The sequence below is a fragment of the Aliiroseovarius lamellibrachiae genome (genome assembly GCF_018599245.1).
GTDB classification, from domain to species: Bacteria; Pseudomonadota; Alphaproteobacteria; order Rhodobacterales; family Rhodobacteraceae; genus Aliiroseovarius; species Aliiroseovarius lamellibrachiae.
The window spans coordinates 377,149-394,588 of the sequence record NZ_JAHEVJ010000001.1; the positions used below are offsets into that span (position 1 = coordinate 377,149).

A 17,440-nucleotide genomic window follows, 5' to 3' on the forward strand; every position below is an offset into this window, starting at 1 on the left:
GCAGCGAAAGGCAGCGAGCAAGCGACACAACGTGGACTGGAAATGCTCTGAAATCGGGTAAAATGGGGGCGTTAAAGAGTTTACAGTTTTGGTGCGAGACCCGCGAAAACTTTAAAGTTTCCCGTTTTACCCCCTTTAAACTGTTTAAAGTTTTGGCTTTGAAATCTTTAAACAGTTTACAGTTTTTCCCGGTCGGGAGTGTCGAGACCACGGCGAAAATCACGCGGGCTCATCCCGGTGGCGCGGGTGAAAACCCGGCTGAAATAGCTGGGATCCGCAAAGCCAAGCGCGTATCCCACCTGTGAAATCGGAAGGTTCGAAAACGCCAAGTTACGACGCGCCTCACGGATCAAACGATCCTCAATGGCGGCGCGCGCGGACTTGCCTGTGGCCGCACGCATGACACGGGACAAATGGGTTGGCGACACCCCAAGCCGTTTGGCGTATTTCGCCACACCCCAATGATCCGTGATGTGTCTGTCGATCAACTGTTCAAAGCGATGTTGAAGGGGGCTGTCGGTGCGAAATGGCATTGGGTGATCGTTGGAAATCACTCGGGCCACCAAACCCAGCAAAAGACTGGCGCGGGCGCGCAGGATATGGGCGCGGGCAAAGTTACGGTGTGTGTAATCCTCCGCGATTGCGCGGAAAATCTGTCGAAACTCAGAAGAACTCTCAAGTATCAAAGGGGATTGCAAGTAGCTGCGTAAGCCCTCGCTCGACTGAAGTTGTTCATCCAACAGTTCAGCCGACAGGGTTAAAACCCAGCCGCGCGTGCCGGGATTAAACCGAAACCCATGAATGGCCCCGATGGGAACAGAGACCAGGCAGGCGGCAGGCAGCGCATGTGTCCTGTCTTCAAATTGCACAAATCCGCCACCACTTTTGAGCAAAAGGATCTGGTGCAACCGGCCATGACGATGGGGTTTTAGCTCCCAATCATGCAGCGCACTGCGGGCCTCAATCGGTTCGCAATGCACCACGTCCGGCAGGTCGTTTTGTTCGCCGAAAAGGGTGTAGGTTTCGATCTGTGTCATGTTCGATAAGTACCAGTAATGGGCGCGCCAGTCCATTCCAGATTACCGCATCTTGCCGCAAGCTGAACCGACGGACGCGAAGGAGCGCATTATGAACAGCATCACCACCAAAGTTGGCATCATCGGCGGTGGGCCTTCGGGTCTGTTGCTTAGCCAACTGCTTGATAAAAAAGGAATTTCCAGTGTCGTGTTGGAACGCCACACCCGTGACTATGTGCTGGGGCGCATTCGGGCTGGGGTGCTGGAGCATGGTTTTGCCGAACTGATGCGCGAAGCGGGCTGTGGCACGCGCATGGACGCTGAGGGTGAGGTGCATGAGGGGTTTTTCATCGCGGATGGAAATGCTCGCTATCATATTGATTTAGCTAAATATACTGGCGGTGACAGCGTGGTTGTTTATGGCCAAACCGAGCTGACGCGTGACCTTTATGAGGCGCGATCCGAGAGGGGCGGGCAGGTGATCCACGAGGCTTTGGATGTGCGCCCGCATGATGTGAAAACTGCCAATCCCTATCTGACCTACCGGCAAGGGGATGAGACATTTCGGGTGAATTGTGACTTTATCATTGGCGCTGATGGGTTTCACGGGGTCAGCCGAAAGGCCATTCCACGGGATGTTCTGAAGGAATACGAAAAGCTCTATCCCTTTGGTTGGCTTGGTGTTTTGTCCCGAACCAAGCCTGTTTCGCCCGAATTGATTTATGCCAAATCGGCACGGGGTTTTGCGCTGTGTTCGCTGCGTTCCCAGGTGCTCAGCCGGTATTACATTCAGGTGCCGCTGAGTGATCGGCCCGAGGATTGGTCGGATGAGGCGTTTTGGGATGAGCTGAAGCGGCGTTTGCCGGACGATGTTGCAAGGGACTTGGAAACGGGGCCTTCGATTGAAAAATCCATCGCGCCGCTACGATCTTATGTCGCAGAACCAATGCGTTACGGGAATTTATTCTTGGCAGGGGACGCCGCGCACATCGTGCCGCCAACGGGCGCAAAGGGGCTGAACACCGCGGCAAGTGACATCCATTATCTTTATCGCGGGATGGTTGATCATTATGTAAACGGCGACAGCACCGGGCTTGAACAATACAGTGAAAAGGCCTTGGCGCGGGTGTGGAAAGCGCAACGGTTCAGCTGGTGGATGACCATGCTCTTGCATCACTTTCCAGACAGCGACGCCTATGATCAGAGATTGCAAGATACTGATTTAGAATACCTTTTGTCATCGGACGCGGCGCTTCAGACCTTGGCTGAAAACTATGTGGGCTTGCCGTTTTGACCCCTGCGGATGGTTTGACCTGCATCATGGTGAGCAACATGCAGGCCACGTAAAATCGGGCCAAAGACGGAAGTGAGCGCAAAAAAAAGGAGCTCTGTCATGTATAAAAATATTCTTGTTCCCATCGCCCTCGATCATGGGCGCGACAGCAACCAATCCCTTAAAATCGCTAAGGTTTTGGCGGATGAAGGTGCGAAAATTACGGCCCTGCATGTGATGGAAGAGGTGCCTTCGTATGTGGCGCAATATCTTCCGGTGGGCCAGATTGAAGACAATGCACAACAGTTGGAAGAGCGCCTGAAAGGCGAGCTGGATGGGATCGAGGGTGTGACCGCCAAGGTCGTGTCGGGCCATGCCGGCCACGCGATTGTCGAATATGCGACACATCACGATGTGGACTGTATTGTGGTGGCATCCCACCGCCCTGGCTTGACGGATTTCTTCCTTGGGTCAACGGCCGCACGCGTCGTGCGTCATGCGCCGTGCTGTGTACATGTTTCGCGGTAACACGCTGGAATTAAACTAAAAATCATTAAGGCGAGCTTCCGTGGCTCGCCTTTTTCGTCACATGTCTAGCCGCAAGGTGACCAATCCGTTCAGGGACCTGAGCGATCGGCGACATCACAGTATGCTGTCCAAATCGAATATGGCCCCAGTTTCCGCAGGCGCGTGACTGGTCATCGCGACCTGCGACGAATAACCTATTCAAAACTACGCATCTTCGCGCTAGGCTGATCTAAAGTGCCCTGCCTTTCCCCTGTCTCGGGTCAAAGGCGCGTCGCCTAAATAAACAGGAGGAAGCCATGCCAAAAATTAGCAAAGCCCCCGATTATCAAACGGTTATCACCACATTCGAAATGACCCCCGGCACCTGTCAGGATCTATTGGATGCGCTGCGGGATGCCTATGACAGTTTCATTTCAAAACAACCTGGATTTGTGGGCGCAGGGCTGCATGTGAATGATGCGCAAACCCGCATCGCGAACTACTCGCAATGGCAAAAGCGAGAGGATTTTCAGGCCATGTTGCGCACGCCGGAAATGCGCGAACGCAACCGCAAAATCGCCGGGCTGTGTAAGGGATTTGAACCGGTCATGTATGACGTCATTGAAACATTTAATTAATAATTACAGGTGGATAGCATGAGGTTCTTATTACTTGCGGCGGCCTGTGTGATGGCTGCACCCGCGTTTGCGGATGGTGTGAATATTCGTCGCGATGTGACCACGGTTTTGGTGCCAACCGCCGGGGGCGATGTGGTGATCGAACGCATCCAAGACCCCGCGCATGAACTTCGCGGCGAATGGGCCCGCACGTCACGCCCTTGCCCGAATTTCTGCGTTCAGCCGATGGTGCCGGCCCCCGGTGTGACCCCGATTGGCGAACTGGAAATGCTCGGATTTTTACAGGACCCAGAGGTGATTGTGGTCGACAGCCGTGTGGCCAAAGATCACGCGGGCGGCAGCATCCCCGGTGCGATTTCGATCCCGTATAACGAGGCCGCCGACAGGATGGACGAATTGGGGTGCGAAGTGGATTTCGACGGATTTGATTGCTCCGACGCCAAGACCGTTGCGCTCTTTTGCAATGGCAATTGGTGTGGACAGTCCCCAACCGCCATTCGCCGCATGATCGAGGCGGGCTATCCCGCTGATAAGATTAACTATTATCGTGGCGGAATGCACGCTTGGCGCATGCTGGGTCTGACCGTCACGGACGGTTCCTGATCCTTGGTCTGCGGAAAAACAGCCAAAACCCCACTGATTTTGCGGCAAATCATTGACGTTACATCCGTGGGGTTTCAGGTTGGAACACAAGAGGGAGCATGACGATGCAATTTTTAAAAAACAATTTGAAATCAATTACTTTGTCAGCCATCGCCGCGATTGGCCTGTTGTCCTTGCCGGTGGCGGCACAGGCGGATGAGTTGATCGGCGCCTATGTGGCCTATATCGGCAAGCAGGACCTTCACAATTCCAAGGGCGCGCGCTTGCGTGAACCATGGCAGGTTTTGCGTCAGGACCGCGCCAATTTTCATCGCTATGGCATCAGTCAGCCCGGGGATGAATGGGACCCGTTTTTCGGATCAATTGATAATCGTGCGGCGATGGAGCAGATGGTGATGAATGGCACGATCAATGCGCGGGCGGCCCAAAACCTTGTGGATGGCGGGGCCACGGTCTTTGTGCGTATTTACGGGCGCGGCAGCTTGGGAACTTCGGTCCAAGTCACTGTTTCAAAATAAGATCTAACGATTGCGTAGAAGGCAATGCAGGGTGTGCAAACAAAAGGCCGCCCCTTCGCGCAGGATGTTTTTGACCAGAATATGGGGCCGCATCGTTTTGGCCGATGGGCTGCTAGAGCGCGCCACAAGCCCAAGGCGGCGCGCCATCAGTCGCGCGCGCGGCGCGTGAAACGCATCTGTGACCAAAACCACCTCGGCCCCTTTGGGCAGAAGCGGGCAGGATAGCGAGATATTTTCCCATGTGGTGCGCGACATCTCTTCGAGCAGGATGCGGTTTTGCGGCACGCCGGCATCTTTAAGAATGCCGGCCAGCACCTCGGCCTCGCTGCGTCCGGACGGGGACATGCCGCCGGTGGTGATGATCAGATCAACACGCCCCTCTTTCCACAGCTGTGCCGCGTGCTGGCCGCGCCGTAAAAGCGTGGGCGAGGGGGATCCATCGGCCAGGACCATCGCCCCCAACACCATGCCCACCTGTTGGGTCATTCCGGGAATTCAGCCACACAGGCGGCAGCGGCTTTTTGCACGCTGGGCTGTTCTTTTCGGATCAGGGTTTTCAGCGCAGAAAGCTTGCGCTTTTCCTCGGCGACGTCAATCGCCACAGGGGTTTCAACGGTGCGGTGATCGTGGTCGATGCAGGAATAGGTCGACCCGTCCGGTTTGGTGCAGATTTCGACCGTGGGCACCAGAATGGTCTGGCGATGAATGGCATAGCCGCGCGCCAGGTTTCCCTCGATCCGGGTGACATCCCGCTGGGCCTGGCGCAGGGCTTTTGACGCTTTGGCGATGCATTGTTTTTGCGGCGTGGCGCAGGCTGCGAGGGTCAAGAGGAGCGTGACTAAGGTGATGTGTCGAAACATGGGGCCTCCGAAAGAATATCCGCATCATAGCAGCAAGTTGGGGGGCAGACACCCCAAAACAACCGTCGGAAATGTCAAAGCGCGCGACCTGATGTGAAACGGCGGGTGCGGGTTTAAAGAAAAGATTTCAATGTATTCAGGGATGTCTTCTGTCTCTCGCGGCCTCGAATACCCTAGGTGAAAATGCCAAAGGCACCTGAGGTGGCCCCAGGTGCCTTTCGTGGTTTGTCGGGTTTCGCAACCCTATCCGATGTTTGACAAGCCGCGCGGGTCAAGAAGACCCGCAATCGCCTGCGCGCGGCTGACGTCGCCAATCAACACGCCATCATGCATGACCGACACACGGTTTTCCGTATCGGTCATCAGCTCAAGGATCTCGCGGACCGGGGTGAATTTCCCCACCTGCAACGGCAGCACTTCGGTCGGGGCATCCATGACATCGCGGGCGGTCAACACCCCAAGTGGGTTCATATGGGCGACAAATTCGGCCACATAATCGTCCACAGGATTGGTGAAAATATCGCGCGGGGTGCCACATTGGACAATGCGCCCGCCTTCCATAATCGCGATGCGGTCGCCCAGTTTGAAGGCCTCGTCGAGATCGTGAGAGACAAAGATAATGGTGCGTTTCAGCTTGTCCTGAAGCTCAATCAGCTCGTCTTGCAAACGCGCGCGGATCAAGGGGTCAAGGGCCGAAAATGGTTCGTCCATCAAGAGGATCGGTGCATCGGTGGCAAAGGCGCGGGCAAGCCCCACACGTTGTTGCATCCCACCCGACAATTCGCCCACTTTGCGGTCCGCCCAGTCGGATAGGTTCACAAGCTGAAGCTGTTCATCAACCTTGCCGTCGCGTTCGGCTTTGGCCATGCCCGCAAGCTCCAACCCAAGGCCGACATTCTCGCGGACAGACCGCCACGGGAGCAAGCCGAACTGTTGGAACACCATGGCGACGTGGTTTTGGCGAATGCGGCGCAAGGTGGCGGCATCTGAATTGGTGACGTCGACCAAGCCATTGCCATCATTGACCTTTACTGCGCCACGCACCACGGGGTTCAACCCGTTCACCGCGCGCAAAAGCGTGGATTTGCCAGACCCGGACAGGCCCATCAGCACCAGAATTTCACCCTCTTCCACGGTCAAAGAGCAATTGTGAACGCCCAGCACCTGGCCGGTTTCGGTTTGCACTTGGGCGCGATCTTTGCCCGCATCCATGGCCGGAAGGGCGCTTTCAGGACGTTCGCCAAAGACGATGGACACATTGTCGAATTCTACAGCAGTCATGATGAACGCTCCACTCGCAGCATGCGGTCAAGGGCGATGGCAACCGCAACGATCACCAGCCCGCTTTCAAATCCAAGGGCCGCATTCACGGTATTCAAGGCGCGCACGACCGGAACCCCAAGGCCGTCAGCGCCCACCAAAGCGGCGATGACAACCATCGACAGCGACAGCATGATGGTTTGGTTCAGGCCCGCCATGATTTGTGGGAAGGCAGAGGGCAGTTCGATTTTAACCAGCGTTTGCATGCGGGTGGCACCAAATGCTTCGCCCGCTTCGGTCAGCGCGGTGGACACCTGACTGACCCCCAATTGGGTCAGGCGGATGGGGGCCGGGATGACGAAGATGAAGGTCGCCACAAGGCCGGGCACCATGCCAATGCCAAACAGCACAATCATCGGGATCAGATAAACGAATGTCGGGATCGTTTGCATCATATCAAGGACCGGTAAGATCGTTTTGAAGAACCGCGGATTGTGGGCCGAATAGATACCGATCGGCACGCCCACGCCCATGCAGAAAATCACTGCAAAGACAATCAGCGTCAGGCTTTCGGTGGTTTCTTCCCAATAGCCTTGGTTCAAAACGTAAAGAAAGCACAGCACAACAACCGCCACACGAGGCCAGCTGCGTTGCAGACCCCATGTTAACGCGCCAAAGAGCGCGATAATGACCAACGCGGGCGGCAGCTGTAACAGCCACAGTAACCCGTCGATCCCATTTCCGAGAAAGTCGTCGATTGCATCAAAGAGGGGGCCGAAATTATCGGTCAGCCAATCAAAACCGGCGGCAATTGTTTTGCCAATCGGAAGCTTTGTGTCGGTCAGCCAGTCCAAGGGTTAGTGCCTTTCGCTGAGGGCCATGGTCAGCCCTGAGAAAATGAGAAACCCGCCGACGCCCCGGTTGAGCCGGTGCAATCGTATGGGGGTGAGAAAGCCTTTCATCCCGGTTCCCAGACCCGCGTAAAGCGCCACAGCAAGCAGCTCTAGCACCAGAAACAACACACCCAGAACCGCGTATTGCGGGGCCAGCGGTTGGGTCAGGTCGGTGAATTGGGGAAAAAAGGCGGTAAAGATCGCAATCGCTTTGGGATTGCCGATCGCAATCAGAAAATCACGGCGCATCAAGTCGCGCACTCGCAAATCCACGTTTGAGCGTGCAGCATCTGGTTTCGGCGCACGCCACATGCGCCAGCCAACATACACCAGATACGCGGCCCCTGCGTATTTCACGGCGGCAAAGGCCGTGGCCGAGGCGGCCAAGATGGCACCAAGCCCAAGTCCCACCAGCACGATCATAAGCGCAAAGGGCAACATCCGCCCCATCCCCCCCGCAACCGCGCGCCAAAACCCCAAACGAGAGGCATTTGCAAAGGCCAGCACATTGTTTGGCCCGGGGGCCGCATTCAGCGCAAAGCAGGCTGGGATAAACAAGGCAAAAGCGGTGAGGGGCATGGAAGATCCGGTGAAAGCCATGTGAAACGGGGAGATGCAAAAAACCCCTCCCCACGCACAATCATGCACATGGGAAAGGGTTGCGTTATGTGGGGGAATTACAGACCCAGCGCGCCTTTGACAGCGGCCACCGCATCGCCACCGTCTTTGGTGGTTACGCCGTCCAGCCATGCCATGAACGCATCCGGGTTGGCTTTCAACCAAGCCGACGCGGCATCTGTTGCCTCTTGGCCATCGTCCAGAATGGCGGCCATAATTTCATTTTCCATCGCCAGTGAAAACTCGAGGTTTTGCAAAAGCTTACCGGTGTTGGCACATTCAGTCACATAGCCCGCACGGGTGTTGGTATCGACCACAGCGCCGCCGAAGTTCGGGCCAAAGTAATCGTCACCACCGGTCAGATAGGTCATTTCAAAGTTGGCGTTCATTGGGTGGGGTTCCCAACCAAGGAAAACAACAGGATCGCCTTTTTTGTCGGCGCGGGCCACTTGGGCCAGCATGCCCTGCTCAGAGCTTTCGGCTACTTCGATGTCTTTCATGCCAAAGGCGTCGGCGTCGATCATGGATTGAATCAGGCGGTTGCCGTCATTGCCCGGCTCGATGCCGTAGATCTTGCCCTTAAGCGCGTCTGCGTGCTTGGCGATGTCGCCAAAGTCCGCGATGCCCAGATCGGCGGCGGCTTTGTTCACAGCCAGCGTGTATTTCGCGCCTTCAAGGTTGGTGCGCACGGTGTCGACGGTTTTCGCCTCACGGTAGGGCGCAAGGTCGGCTTCCATCGTCGGCATCCAGTTGCCAAGGAACACATCAACGTCGCCTTTGGCCAGCGAAGTATAGGTCACGGGCACGGACAGAACCTTGATGTCGGTGTCATAGCCAAGCGCCTCAAGCACAACACTTGTTGCGGCGGTTGTTGCGGTGATGTCGGTCCAGCCCACGTCTGAGAAGACGATTTTGTCGCAATGGCCGTCCGCCATAGCGGTGCCAGCAGAGGCCACAAGGGCCAGGGTGGAGAGTGTGGATTTAAATGTCATAGGTCGCTCCCTGTTATTTGGTGCGGTTTCAAAGTCGCGGGGCAAGGGAAATGGACAAAACCGTCCATTTCGCGCTTGGCTGCGACACTACCCCAGCCCGTGCCAAGGTGAAACCGCCTTTCATTGTTGCCCTTCGCATCACGCCTCCTCTGGGTGTCACGAACGGCATTGGTGTTGATTGATGTTTTTTATTGATTGACGAGTCAATTAAAAAAACGCAAGCCTGTGTAAGAAATATGATCAGGAACCTCAGAATGCCAAAGATTGGAATGGAACCCATTCGGCGCAAAGCCCTTGTTAACGCAACGATTTTTGAGATCGGGCGGGCCGGAACATTGGATGTGACAGTCAGCCAGATCGCAAAGCGCGCTGGGATGTCTTCGGCCTTGGCTCACCACTACTTTGGCGGGAAAGATCAGATATTCCTTGCGGCGATGCGCCATATTCTGTCCGTTTACGGGGCGCAGGTGCGCGCGGCGTTGCTGGTTGCAAAAACGCCCCGTGACCGGGTCGAAGCGATCATTCATGCCAATTTCGAAGCCGGAAACTTTCGCCCCGAAGTGATCAGCGCGTGGCTGAATTTCTATGTGTTGAGCCAGTCGATGGACGGGGCGCGGCGGCTGTTGCGGGTGTATCAGCACCGGTTGCATTCCAACCTTGTGCATCCGCTGCGTGATCTTGTGGGGGACGATGCACATGAGGTGGCCGACATGATCGCGGCGATGATTGACGGCCATTACATCCGCCACGCCCTGCGCGAGGACACGCCCTCGGGCAAGCGGGCGACGAAACAAGTTCTGGAGTTTCTGGAACTCATGCTGGAGGCACGTAAATGACCAACCCGAACATCCTCATCATCATGGTGGATCAGTTAAATGGCACGCTGTTTCCTGATGGGCCGGCAGAGTGGTTGCATGCCCCCAACCTCAAGAAACTCGCCGCGAAATCCGTGCGGTTTCAAAACGCCTATACCGCGTCGCCCTTATGTGCGCCGGGGCGGGCGTCGTTTATGTCCGGTCAGCTTCCGCGCCGCACCGGTGTTTATGACAATGCCGCGGAATTCAAATCCGACATCCCGACCTATGCCCATCACCTGCGCCGGGCGGGGTATCAAACCGCGCTGTCCGGCAAGATGCATTTTGTTGGGCCAGACCAGATGCACGGCTTTGAAGAACGCCTGACCACCGATATCTACCCCGCTGATTTCGGCTGGACCCCGGATTATCGCAAACCCGGCGAACGCATTGATTGGTGGTATCACAACATGGGCTCGGTCACCGGTGCTGGCGTCGCTGAGATCTCCAACCAGATGGAGTATGACGACGAGGTGGCCTATAACGCCACGCGCAAGCTTTATGATCTGGCGCGCGGCAAAGACGACCGCCCGTGGTGCCTGACCGTCAGCTTTACCCATCCCCATGATCCTTACGTGACCCGTCGCAAATACTGGGATCTGTATGAGGACTGCGCGCATTTGCAGCCCGAGATCCCCGCGATGGATTATGAGGATCACGACCCACACGCACAGCGCATTTTTGACGCCAATGATTGGCGCAGCTTTGACATCAAAGCGGAAGACATCCAAAAATCGCGCCGGGCCTATTTCGCCAATATCTCGTACCTTGATGACAAGGTCGGCGAGATGCTGGATGTGCTGAAAGCCACGCGCCAAGACCCGATCATTTTCTTTGTCTCGGACCACGGCGACATGCTGGGCGAACGCGGTCTTTGGTTCAAAATGAACTTCTTCGAAGGCTCCGCCCGTGTGCCCTTGATGGTGTCTGCCCCCGGTCTGGAACCCGGCTTGGTGGAGGCTCCGGTTTCAACGCTGGACGTGACGCCTACACTTGCCGACTTGGCGGGTGTGTCGATGGAAGAGGTCATGCCGTGGGTCGATGGCGAAAGCCTTGTGGGCTTGGCCAAAGGCGATGAACGCACCAGCCCGGTGGCGATGGAATATGCGGCCGAGGCGTCTTATGCGCCGCTGGTGTCGCTGCGGTATGGCAAGTGGAAATACAACCGTTGTGCGCTCGACCCGGATCAGCTGTTTGATCTGGAAGCTGATCCGCATGAGCTTGTGAACCTTGCCGGTGATCCCGCCCACGATGGCACGCTTATGACCCTACGCGCGAAATCCGAAGCGCGTTGGGATCTGGCGGCTTACGACAACGAAGTGCGTGAAAGTCAGGCGCGGCGTTGGGTGGTTTATGAGGCGCTCAGAAACGGGGCCTATTTCCCGTGGGATTATCAGCCGCTTCAGCAAGCCTCTGAACGCTATATGCGCAACCACATGAATTTGGACAATCTCGAAGAAAATCAACGCTTTCCACGCGGAGAGTGACAGGAATTGCCCACCAGGGGCGAACGGACAGGGGCGATGGCGCCCAAGATGAAAGAACGAACATGACCTATGAGACCCAACCCAAAGCCAGCCACTTTATCGGCGGCGAATATGTCGAAGACACCAATGGTGCGCCGATTGACGTGATCTATCCGGCCACGGGCGAAGTGGTGGCGCGGGTGCATTCCGCGACCCCTGCGATCATTGAACGGGCTGTCAAAGCCGCGCGCGGCGCACAGGCTGAATGGGAAGCAATGTCCGGCACGGAACGTGGCCGTATTTTGCGCCGCGCCTCAGACATTATCCGCGAGCGGAACCACGAGTTGTCTGTGCTGGAAACCTATGACACCGGCAAACCGTATCAGGAAACCTCGGTGGCGGATGCCACGTCAGGCGCGGATGCGCTGGAGTATTTTGGCGGGCTTGCGGGCGCGTTGACCGGCGAGCATATCCAGCTGCCCGGTGGCGATTTTGTCTATACCCGCCGCGAGGCGCTGGGTGTGTGTGTGGGCATTGGGGCATGGAACTACCCCACCCAGATCGCCTGTTGGAAAGGCGCGCCAGCAATGGCCTGCGGCAACACGATGATCTTTAAACCGTCGGAAACCACACCGCTTTGCGCGTTGAAAGTTGCCGAGATCCTGGTCGAAGCGGGCGCCCCTGCGGGTGTTTACAACGTGGTGCAAGGCTACGGTGATGTGGGGGCGGCCCTTGTGACCCATGATGATGTGGACAAGGTGTCCTTGACCGGATCCGTGCCCACCGGGCGAAAGGTCTATGCCGCCGCCGCAGAAGGCATGAAGCACGTCACGATGGAATTGGGTGGCAAGTCGCCGATGATCGTCTTTGATGATGCGGATGTGGACGCCGCCGTATCAGGCGCCATCTTGGGCAACTTCTATTCCACCGGTCAGGTCTGTTCCAACGGCACGCGGGTGTTTGTGCAAAAGGGCATCAAAGAGGCGTTCCTTGCGCGCCTGTCCGAGCGGTTGGAAAATGCGGTGATCGGCGACCCGATGGATCCCGAAACCAGCTTTGGCCCGATGGTGTCTGAAAATCAGCTGAACATCGTGATGGGTTATATTGCCAAAGGTCAGGAAGAGGGGGCCACGCTGTCTTATGGCGGCGCGCGCATTGAGGGCGACGGCTATTACCTGCAACCCACTGTCTTCTCGGATGTGACCGACGATATGACCATCGCCCGAGAAGAGATTTTTGGCCCCGTCATGGCGGTGCTTGATTTCGAGGGTGAGGCCGAAGTGTTGGCGCGTGCCAATGACACCGAATTTGGTCTGGCGGCAGGGGTCTTTACCCAAGATATCACCCGCGCGCACCGCGTTGTCGCCGGGTTTGAGGCCGGCACCTGCTTTATCAATTCCTACAATGACGCGCCCGTCGAGGCGCCCTTTGGCGGGTCAAAAGCGTCTGGCGTGGGGCGTGAAAACTCCAAGGCCGCGATTGAACATTATTCCGAGCTCAAAACCGTTTACGTGCGGATGAGTCCGATCGAAGCGCCGTTCTAAGGATCTGATAATGCAAGCAGAATATGTGATTGTTGGGGCCGGAAGCGCGGGTTGCGCCATGGCGTACCGGCTGGCTGAGGCGGGCAAGAAAGTGATTGTGATTGAACATGGCGGCACCGATGCTGGCCCGTTCATTCAGATGCCTGCCGCCCTGTCCTATCCGATGAACATGAAAACCTATGACTGGGGGTTCATGACCGAACCTGAACCGCATTTGGATGGGCGCAGCTTGGTTACACCGCGTGGCAAAGTCATCGGTGGATCAAGCTCGATCAACGGGATGGTTTATGTGCGCGGTCATGCACGCGACTTTGATCATTGGGCCGAACAGGGCGCAGATGGTTGGTCCTATGCCGACGTTCTTCCTTATTTCAAACGTCAGGAACATTGGCACGATGGCGGGCATGGCGGTGACGCGGATTGGCGCGGCAAAGATGGGCCGTTGCATGTGACCCGCGGCCCCCGCGAAAATCCGCTGTTTCACGCCTTTGTAGAGGCCGGGGCGCAGGCCGGATACCCGGTGACGGGCGATTATAACGGCGAGCAGCAAGAGGGCTTTGGCCCGATGGAGCAAACTGTGTGGAAAGGCCGGCGTTGGTCCGCCGCCAACGCCTATTTGCGCCCCGCACAAGCCACCGGAAATTGCGACGTGATCCGTGCCTTTGCCCGCAAAGTGGTGATCGAAGACGGGCGTGCCGTAGGGGTTGAGGTTGAGCGTGGTGGCAAGATCGAGGTGATCAAAGCCAGCGCAGAAGTGGTGTTGGCCGCAAGCTCGATCAACTCGCCCAAACTGTTGATGTTGTCGGGTGTTGGGCCCGCCGCGCACCTGCAGGAACATGGCATTGAGGTGATCGCGGATCGGGGCGGCGTGGGGCAAAACCTGCAAGACCACCTAGAGGTCTATATGCAATATGCCTCGAAGCAGCCGATCACGCTTTATAAATACTGGAACCTGATCTGGAAGGGGATTTTGGGGGCGCAATGGCTGTTCACCAAAAAGGGTCTTGGGGCATCGAACCAGTTTGAAAGTGCGGCCTTCATTCGGTCAAAGGCGGGTGTCGAATACCCCGATATCCAGTACCACTTCCTGCCGATCGCGGTGCGCTATGATGGCAAAGCCGCGTCTGAAGGACATGGGTTTCAGGCCCATGTTGGGCCGATGCGCTCGCCCTCACGCGGCGAGATTACCCTGAAATCCGCTGATCCAAATGAAGCCCCACGGATCTTTTTCAACTACATGTCCACCGATCAGGACTGGGATGATTTCCGACGTTGCATCCGCTTGACCCGCGAGATTTTCGCCCAAGATGCGTTTGAACCGTTCGTGAATTTTGAAATCCAACCGGGCGCGAAATACAACAGCGACGATGAGATCGATAGCTTTATCCGTGAACACGCCGAAAGCGCCTATCACCCCTGTGGCACCTGCCGGATGGGGCGTGCAGACGACCCAATGGCGGTGGTCGATCCGGAGTTGCGGGTGATCGGCGTGGACGGGCTGCGCGTGGCCGACAGTTCAACCTTTCCACGCATCACCAACGGCAATCTGAACGGGCCGTCGATCATGGTCGGCGAAAAGGCCTCGGATCACATTTTGGGGCGCACCCTTGGGCGTGCGAACGAGGGGCCTTGGATCAATCCAAACTGGGAAACCAGCCAAAGATAAACCAAAACGGGCGGCTCTGAACGGGCCGCCCTTTTTCTTGCGGCGCGAGGGGCCGCACCCTTTTCTCAATCTGCTCGTTCTCAATCTGCTCGGATAATTCGCAAATGTTTGATCCGCGTCAATGTGATGCCAATTGGCTTGGCACACACTCTCACTGACCAAAGCAAAAGGAGACACGCGAATGTCAAACACCCCCCATGAACTGCACGAAGAATTTCCGGAACTTGCCGCGAAAATCGCAGATATGAAGACGTCGGACGCCCATTTTTCCAAACTGGCAGATGAATATCACGAGCTGAACCGTGCGGTGCATCGGGCTGAAACCAATGTTGAACCGACGGATCAGTTCAACGAGGAAGAGATGCGCAAAAAGCGCTCGCAGCTGAAAGATGAGATTTACCGGATGTTGACCGCCGCCTGAACCGGGGATCGCGAGATGAATAACGGCCCCGCCGGTGCGGTGGGGCCTGTCGTCACTTCAGGCTTTGCATCCATTTAACCAACTCTGGGCGCACCCCTTTTGCCGCAAAGATGCCCCCATGGCTCGCGGATTTGCGAAAGACGAAAAGCTTATTCTTCGCAGGGGAGCCCTTGAAAACAGCCTTGCCTTGGGCATGTGGTACGTATTTATCGCGCCCCCCATGCATGACGAACAGCGGCAGCTTCACCGACCTGATAAGCTTGACACTGGGCCAGGGGTCGTTTCTGCCGCGAAACAATTGCGCCAATCCCCCGGCCTGATGCCGCACCAGATCATAGACAGAAGCATAGGGGGCCTGTAGAATTAGACCAATCGGTTGTGGCGCCCCGCGATCAAGTTCGGCCACCAACCGCACGGCGGGGCCAGTTCCCAAACTCTCCCCCATCACAACAACAGGCCCAGCCCCGATCAGCTTTGGCAGGGCGGCATAGATCTTATGTGTCGCCCTCATGATGCTTTTGGAACTGCTGCGACCTTTGCTGCCCGAAGATCCGGGATAGCCAAGCGCCACAAGGCCGTAACCTTGCTTGACCAACCAAGAATACTTCCACGTTCGGGTTTCCAAATTCCCGATGGACCCATGTAGAAACAAAATGCTGGGCTTTCCCTTTTGTGGTTGTGCAACCCACAACACCAGCCCATCCAATACCACCTCTTTCGCCTTGCCGGCCAGCTGGCCGCGATCGGCGGTTGCCGGGGGGACGCGGGTTTTGTCGAACTGAAAAAGAATGGCTGCTTCAAACGGGTTCGCCACCGACGGGCTGACAAATCCAATCAGGCCGCCGAACAGGAACACCACAAATAGCCGTAACATTACCGATCAATCTCGTAAGGAAGCACGCCGCGCGAGTATGGATCAACGCGTAATTTACGTTCAAGGGGGGGGACCGAGCGTTGGTGACAATGCGCTCGTTCGCAGATCCGACAGCTGATCCCGATCGGTTCAAACGCCGCATCATTTGAAATATCCAACTCGTCAGCATAAACCAGATCCCCGGCATGCTTCACCTCGCATCCCAGCCCTATGGCGTATCTGCGCACAGGGGCGACAAAGGTGCCCCCGGATTTTGATACATTGCGCGCAAGGCAGAAATATTTAACGCCGTCAGGGGTTTGCGCCAATTGGCGCAAAAACCGCCCCGGTGTTTCAAAGGCCTGATGCACATTCCAAAGTGGGCAGGCCCCGCCGAATCGCGCGAATTGCAATCGGGTGGCCGAATGGCGTTTGGTGATGGTGCCGGCCTGATCAACGCGCACAAAAAAGAACGGAATGCCCTTGGCGCCGGGGCGTTGTAGTGTCGACAACCGGTGCGAGACTTGTTCAATCGAGGCGCCAAACCGATCGGCCAGCCGTTCCAGATCGTGACGTGTTTCGCGGGCGGCCTCTAAAAAGGCGCTATAGGGCAAAAGTGCGGCCCCGGCGAAGTAGTTGGCCAATCCCAGTTTGGCAATCGAGCGGGCCTCTTCGGTTTGAAACCGGGCGAAATCCAACGTGGCTTCCAACAACGCGTCCTGCGTTATCAGGGCCACCTGCATCAACAGCTGAAACTCTTGTGTGGCGCGGGGTGGGCGTGTGGACAGGGTCAAAACACGCGCCTCTGGGTCAAAATTTCGGGTGGCTTCGCAATCTTCGTGCCGTACAGAAATGCCCCGTTCGTTCAGGGTTTCGGTGGCCATGCCGGATTTGGTCAAACCGCGACTGATGGCGCCATTTGCGAAATGTTCGGCGGCGCGGTCGACCGCATCAATGTAATTGTCGCAATAGTGAAAGAAATCGCGCACTTCATCCCAGGGCGAGGCCTGGGTTGTGCGGTCTTCGTGCAAGACGTCGCCCATATTTTCGTCCAATGCGGCCAGGCGTTCATGCCCCATCCGGTAGGCGCGGTGCAACTCGAGCAGCGCATGGGCCAACGCCGGCGCATTTGAGGCCGCAAGCCGCAGGTCCGCCAAAGGGGGCGCGTCTGAGAAAACCGGATCGGCAAAGGCCTCACGCATGTCCGAAACCAGCCGCTCGGCGTCACCCGTCGACAGTTCAGCCACGTCAAAGCCAAACTCCTGCGCCAATGCCAGAACCACCCCGGTTGAGACCGGGCGATTGTTGTTTTCCATCTGGTTCAGATAGGGCAGGCTGACGCCCAGCTTTTCGGCAAATAATTTTTGGGTCAGCCCCAGACGCGAGCGGATCTCGCGCAGTTTCACACCGGCATAAAGTTTCTGTGTGGCCATGCTTGCCTCGGGGTTTTGCAAAGTT

19 protein-coding genes are annotated in these 17,440 nt (G+C 56.7%); 10 read left to right on the plus strand and 9 right to left on the minus strand.

Annotated elements, in window-relative coordinates:
- Nucleotides 1-176 precede the first annotated feature (176 nt).
- A complete protein-coding gene (locus KKW20_RS01925) occupies nucleotides 177-1,037 on the minus strand; it encodes a helix-turn-helix domain-containing protein (protein WP_214565593.1) in 861 nt (286 codons plus the stop codon).
- 91 nt (nucleotides 1,038-1,128) lie between these two features.
- Here KKW20_RS01925 and pobA point away from each other — a divergent pair, with 91 nt between their 5' ends.
- The 5 genes from pobA (at nucleotide 1,129) to KKW20_RS01950 (ending at nucleotide 4,555) form a co-directional block, all read left to right on the plus strand.
- A complete protein-coding gene (gene pobA, locus KKW20_RS01930; RefSeq protein WP_214565595.1) occupies nucleotides 1,129-2,310 on the plus strand; it encodes a 4-hydroxybenzoate 3-monooxygenase in 1,182 nt (393 codons plus the stop codon).
- A 99-nt stretch (nucleotides 2,311-2,409) separates the two neighbouring features.
- Complete coding sequence (locus KKW20_RS01935; protein ID WP_214565597.1) at nucleotides 2,410-2,817, plus strand: universal stress protein; 408 nt, start codon at nucleotides 2,410-2,412, stop codon at nucleotides 2,815-2,817.
- A gap of 296 nt (nucleotides 2,818-3,113) precedes the next feature.
- Nucleotides 3,114-3,434: an antibiotic biosynthesis monooxygenase family protein gene (locus KKW20_RS01940; protein WP_214565600.1), complete on the plus strand. Its 321-nt coding sequence runs from the start codon at nucleotides 3,114-3,116 to the stop codon at nucleotides 3,432-3,434.
- 18 nt (nucleotides 3,435-3,452) lie between these two features.
- Nucleotides 3,453-4,037 (plus strand): rhodanese-like domain-containing protein, encoded by a 585-nt coding sequence (locus tag KKW20_RS01945; protein WP_214565602.1) that lies wholly within the window; start codon nucleotides 3,453-3,455, stop codon nucleotides 4,035-4,037.
- Between the two features lie 104 nt (nucleotides 4,038-4,141).
- Nucleotides 4,142-4,555 (plus strand): hypothetical protein, encoded by a 414-nt coding sequence (locus KKW20_RS01950; RefSeq protein WP_246534390.1) that lies wholly within the window; start codon nucleotides 4,142-4,144, stop codon nucleotides 4,553-4,555.
- A gap of 3 nt (nucleotides 4,556-4,558) precedes the next feature.
- Here KKW20_RS01950 and KKW20_RS01955 read toward each other — a convergent pair whose 3' ends face one another.
- The 6 genes from KKW20_RS01955 to choX form a co-directional block, all read right to left on the minus strand.
- Nucleotides 4,559-5,041 carry a YdcF family protein gene (locus KKW20_RS01955; protein WP_214565604.1) on the minus strand — a complete coding sequence of 161 codons (483 nt, stop codon included), beginning with the start codon at nucleotides 5,039-5,041 and terminating at the stop codon, nucleotides 4,559-4,561.
- Nucleotides 5,038-5,415, minus strand: a complete 378-nt coding sequence (locus tag KKW20_RS01960) for a hypothetical protein (protein WP_214565606.1) — start codon at nucleotides 5,413-5,415, stop codon at nucleotides 5,038-5,040. The genes KKW20_RS01955 and KKW20_RS01960 overlap by 4 nt, the downstream gene beginning before the upstream one ends.
- A gap of 243 nt (nucleotides 5,416-5,658) precedes the next feature.
- Nucleotides 5,659-6,696 (minus strand): choline ABC transporter ATP-binding protein, encoded by a 1,038-nt coding sequence (gene choV / locus KKW20_RS01965; RefSeq protein ID WP_214565607.1) that lies wholly within the window; start codon nucleotides 6,694-6,696, stop codon nucleotides 5,659-5,661.
- Nucleotides 6,693-7,529 (minus strand): choline ABC transporter permease subunit, encoded by an 837-nt coding sequence (choW, locus tag KKW20_RS01970; protein ID WP_214565610.1) that lies wholly within the window; start codon nucleotides 7,527-7,529, stop codon nucleotides 6,693-6,695. The genes choV and choW overlap by 4 nt, the downstream gene beginning before the upstream one ends.
- Before the next feature lie 3 nt (nucleotides 7,530-7,532).
- The gene (locus KKW20_RS01975; RefSeq protein ID WP_214565612.1) at nucleotides 7,533-8,147 is read right to left on the minus strand and encodes a LysE family translocator; all 615 of its coding nucleotides are present in this window, start codon (nucleotides 8,145-8,147) and stop codon (nucleotides 7,533-7,535) included.
- A 98-nt stretch (nucleotides 8,148-8,245) separates the two neighbouring features.
- Nucleotides 8,246-9,178: a choline ABC transporter substrate-binding protein gene (gene choX / locus KKW20_RS01980; protein ID WP_214565614.1), complete on the minus strand. Its 933-nt coding sequence runs from the start codon at nucleotides 9,176-9,178 to the stop codon at nucleotides 8,246-8,248.
- 254 nt (nucleotides 9,179-9,432) lie between these two features.
- Between choX and betI the strand changes: the two genes are divergently transcribed.
- The 5 genes from betI (at nucleotide 9,433) to KKW20_RS02005 (ending at nucleotide 15,129) form a co-directional block, all read left to right on the plus strand.
- Complete coding sequence (gene betI, locus KKW20_RS01985) at nucleotides 9,433-10,014, plus strand: choline-binding transcriptional repressor BetI (RefSeq protein ID WP_214565616.1); 582 nt, start codon at nucleotides 9,433-9,435, stop codon at nucleotides 10,012-10,014.
- Complete coding sequence (gene betC / locus KKW20_RS01990; RefSeq protein WP_214565618.1) at nucleotides 10,011-11,519, plus strand: choline-sulfatase; 1,509 nt, start codon at nucleotides 10,011-10,013, stop codon at nucleotides 11,517-11,519. The genes betI and betC overlap by 4 nt, the downstream gene beginning before the upstream one ends.
- 62 nt (nucleotides 11,520-11,581) lie before the next feature.
- Complete coding sequence (gene betB, locus KKW20_RS01995; RefSeq protein ID WP_214565620.1) at nucleotides 11,582-13,042, plus strand: betaine-aldehyde dehydrogenase; 1,461 nt, start codon at nucleotides 11,582-11,584, stop codon at nucleotides 13,040-13,042.
- 10 nt (nucleotides 13,043-13,052) lie between these two features.
- On the plus strand, nucleotides 13,053-14,708 hold the full coding sequence (gene betA / locus KKW20_RS02000) for a choline dehydrogenase (protein ID WP_214565622.1): 1,656 nt from the start codon (nucleotides 13,053-13,055) through the stop codon (nucleotides 14,706-14,708).
- Nucleotides 14,709-14,889: 181 nt separating this feature from the next.
- A complete protein-coding gene (locus KKW20_RS02005; protein ID WP_214565624.1) occupies nucleotides 14,890-15,129 on the plus strand; it encodes an HP1242/YdcH family protein in 240 nt (79 codons plus the stop codon).
- Nucleotides 15,130-15,181: 52 nt separating this feature from the next.
- Here the strand turns inward: KKW20_RS02005 and KKW20_RS02010 are convergent, their stop codons facing one another.
- On the minus strand, nucleotides 15,182-16,003 hold the full coding sequence (locus KKW20_RS02010) for an alpha/beta hydrolase (RefSeq protein ID WP_214565626.1): 822 nt from the start codon (nucleotides 16,001-16,003) through the stop codon (nucleotides 15,182-15,184).
- Entirely contained in the window at nucleotides 16,003-17,415 is a 1,413-nt protein-coding gene (locus KKW20_RS02015; protein ID WP_214565628.1) for a helix-turn-helix domain-containing protein, read from the minus strand. Before KKW20_RS02015 ends, KKW20_RS02010 begins: the two co-directional genes overlap by 1 nt.
- Nucleotides 17,416-17,440 lie beyond the last annotated feature (25 nt).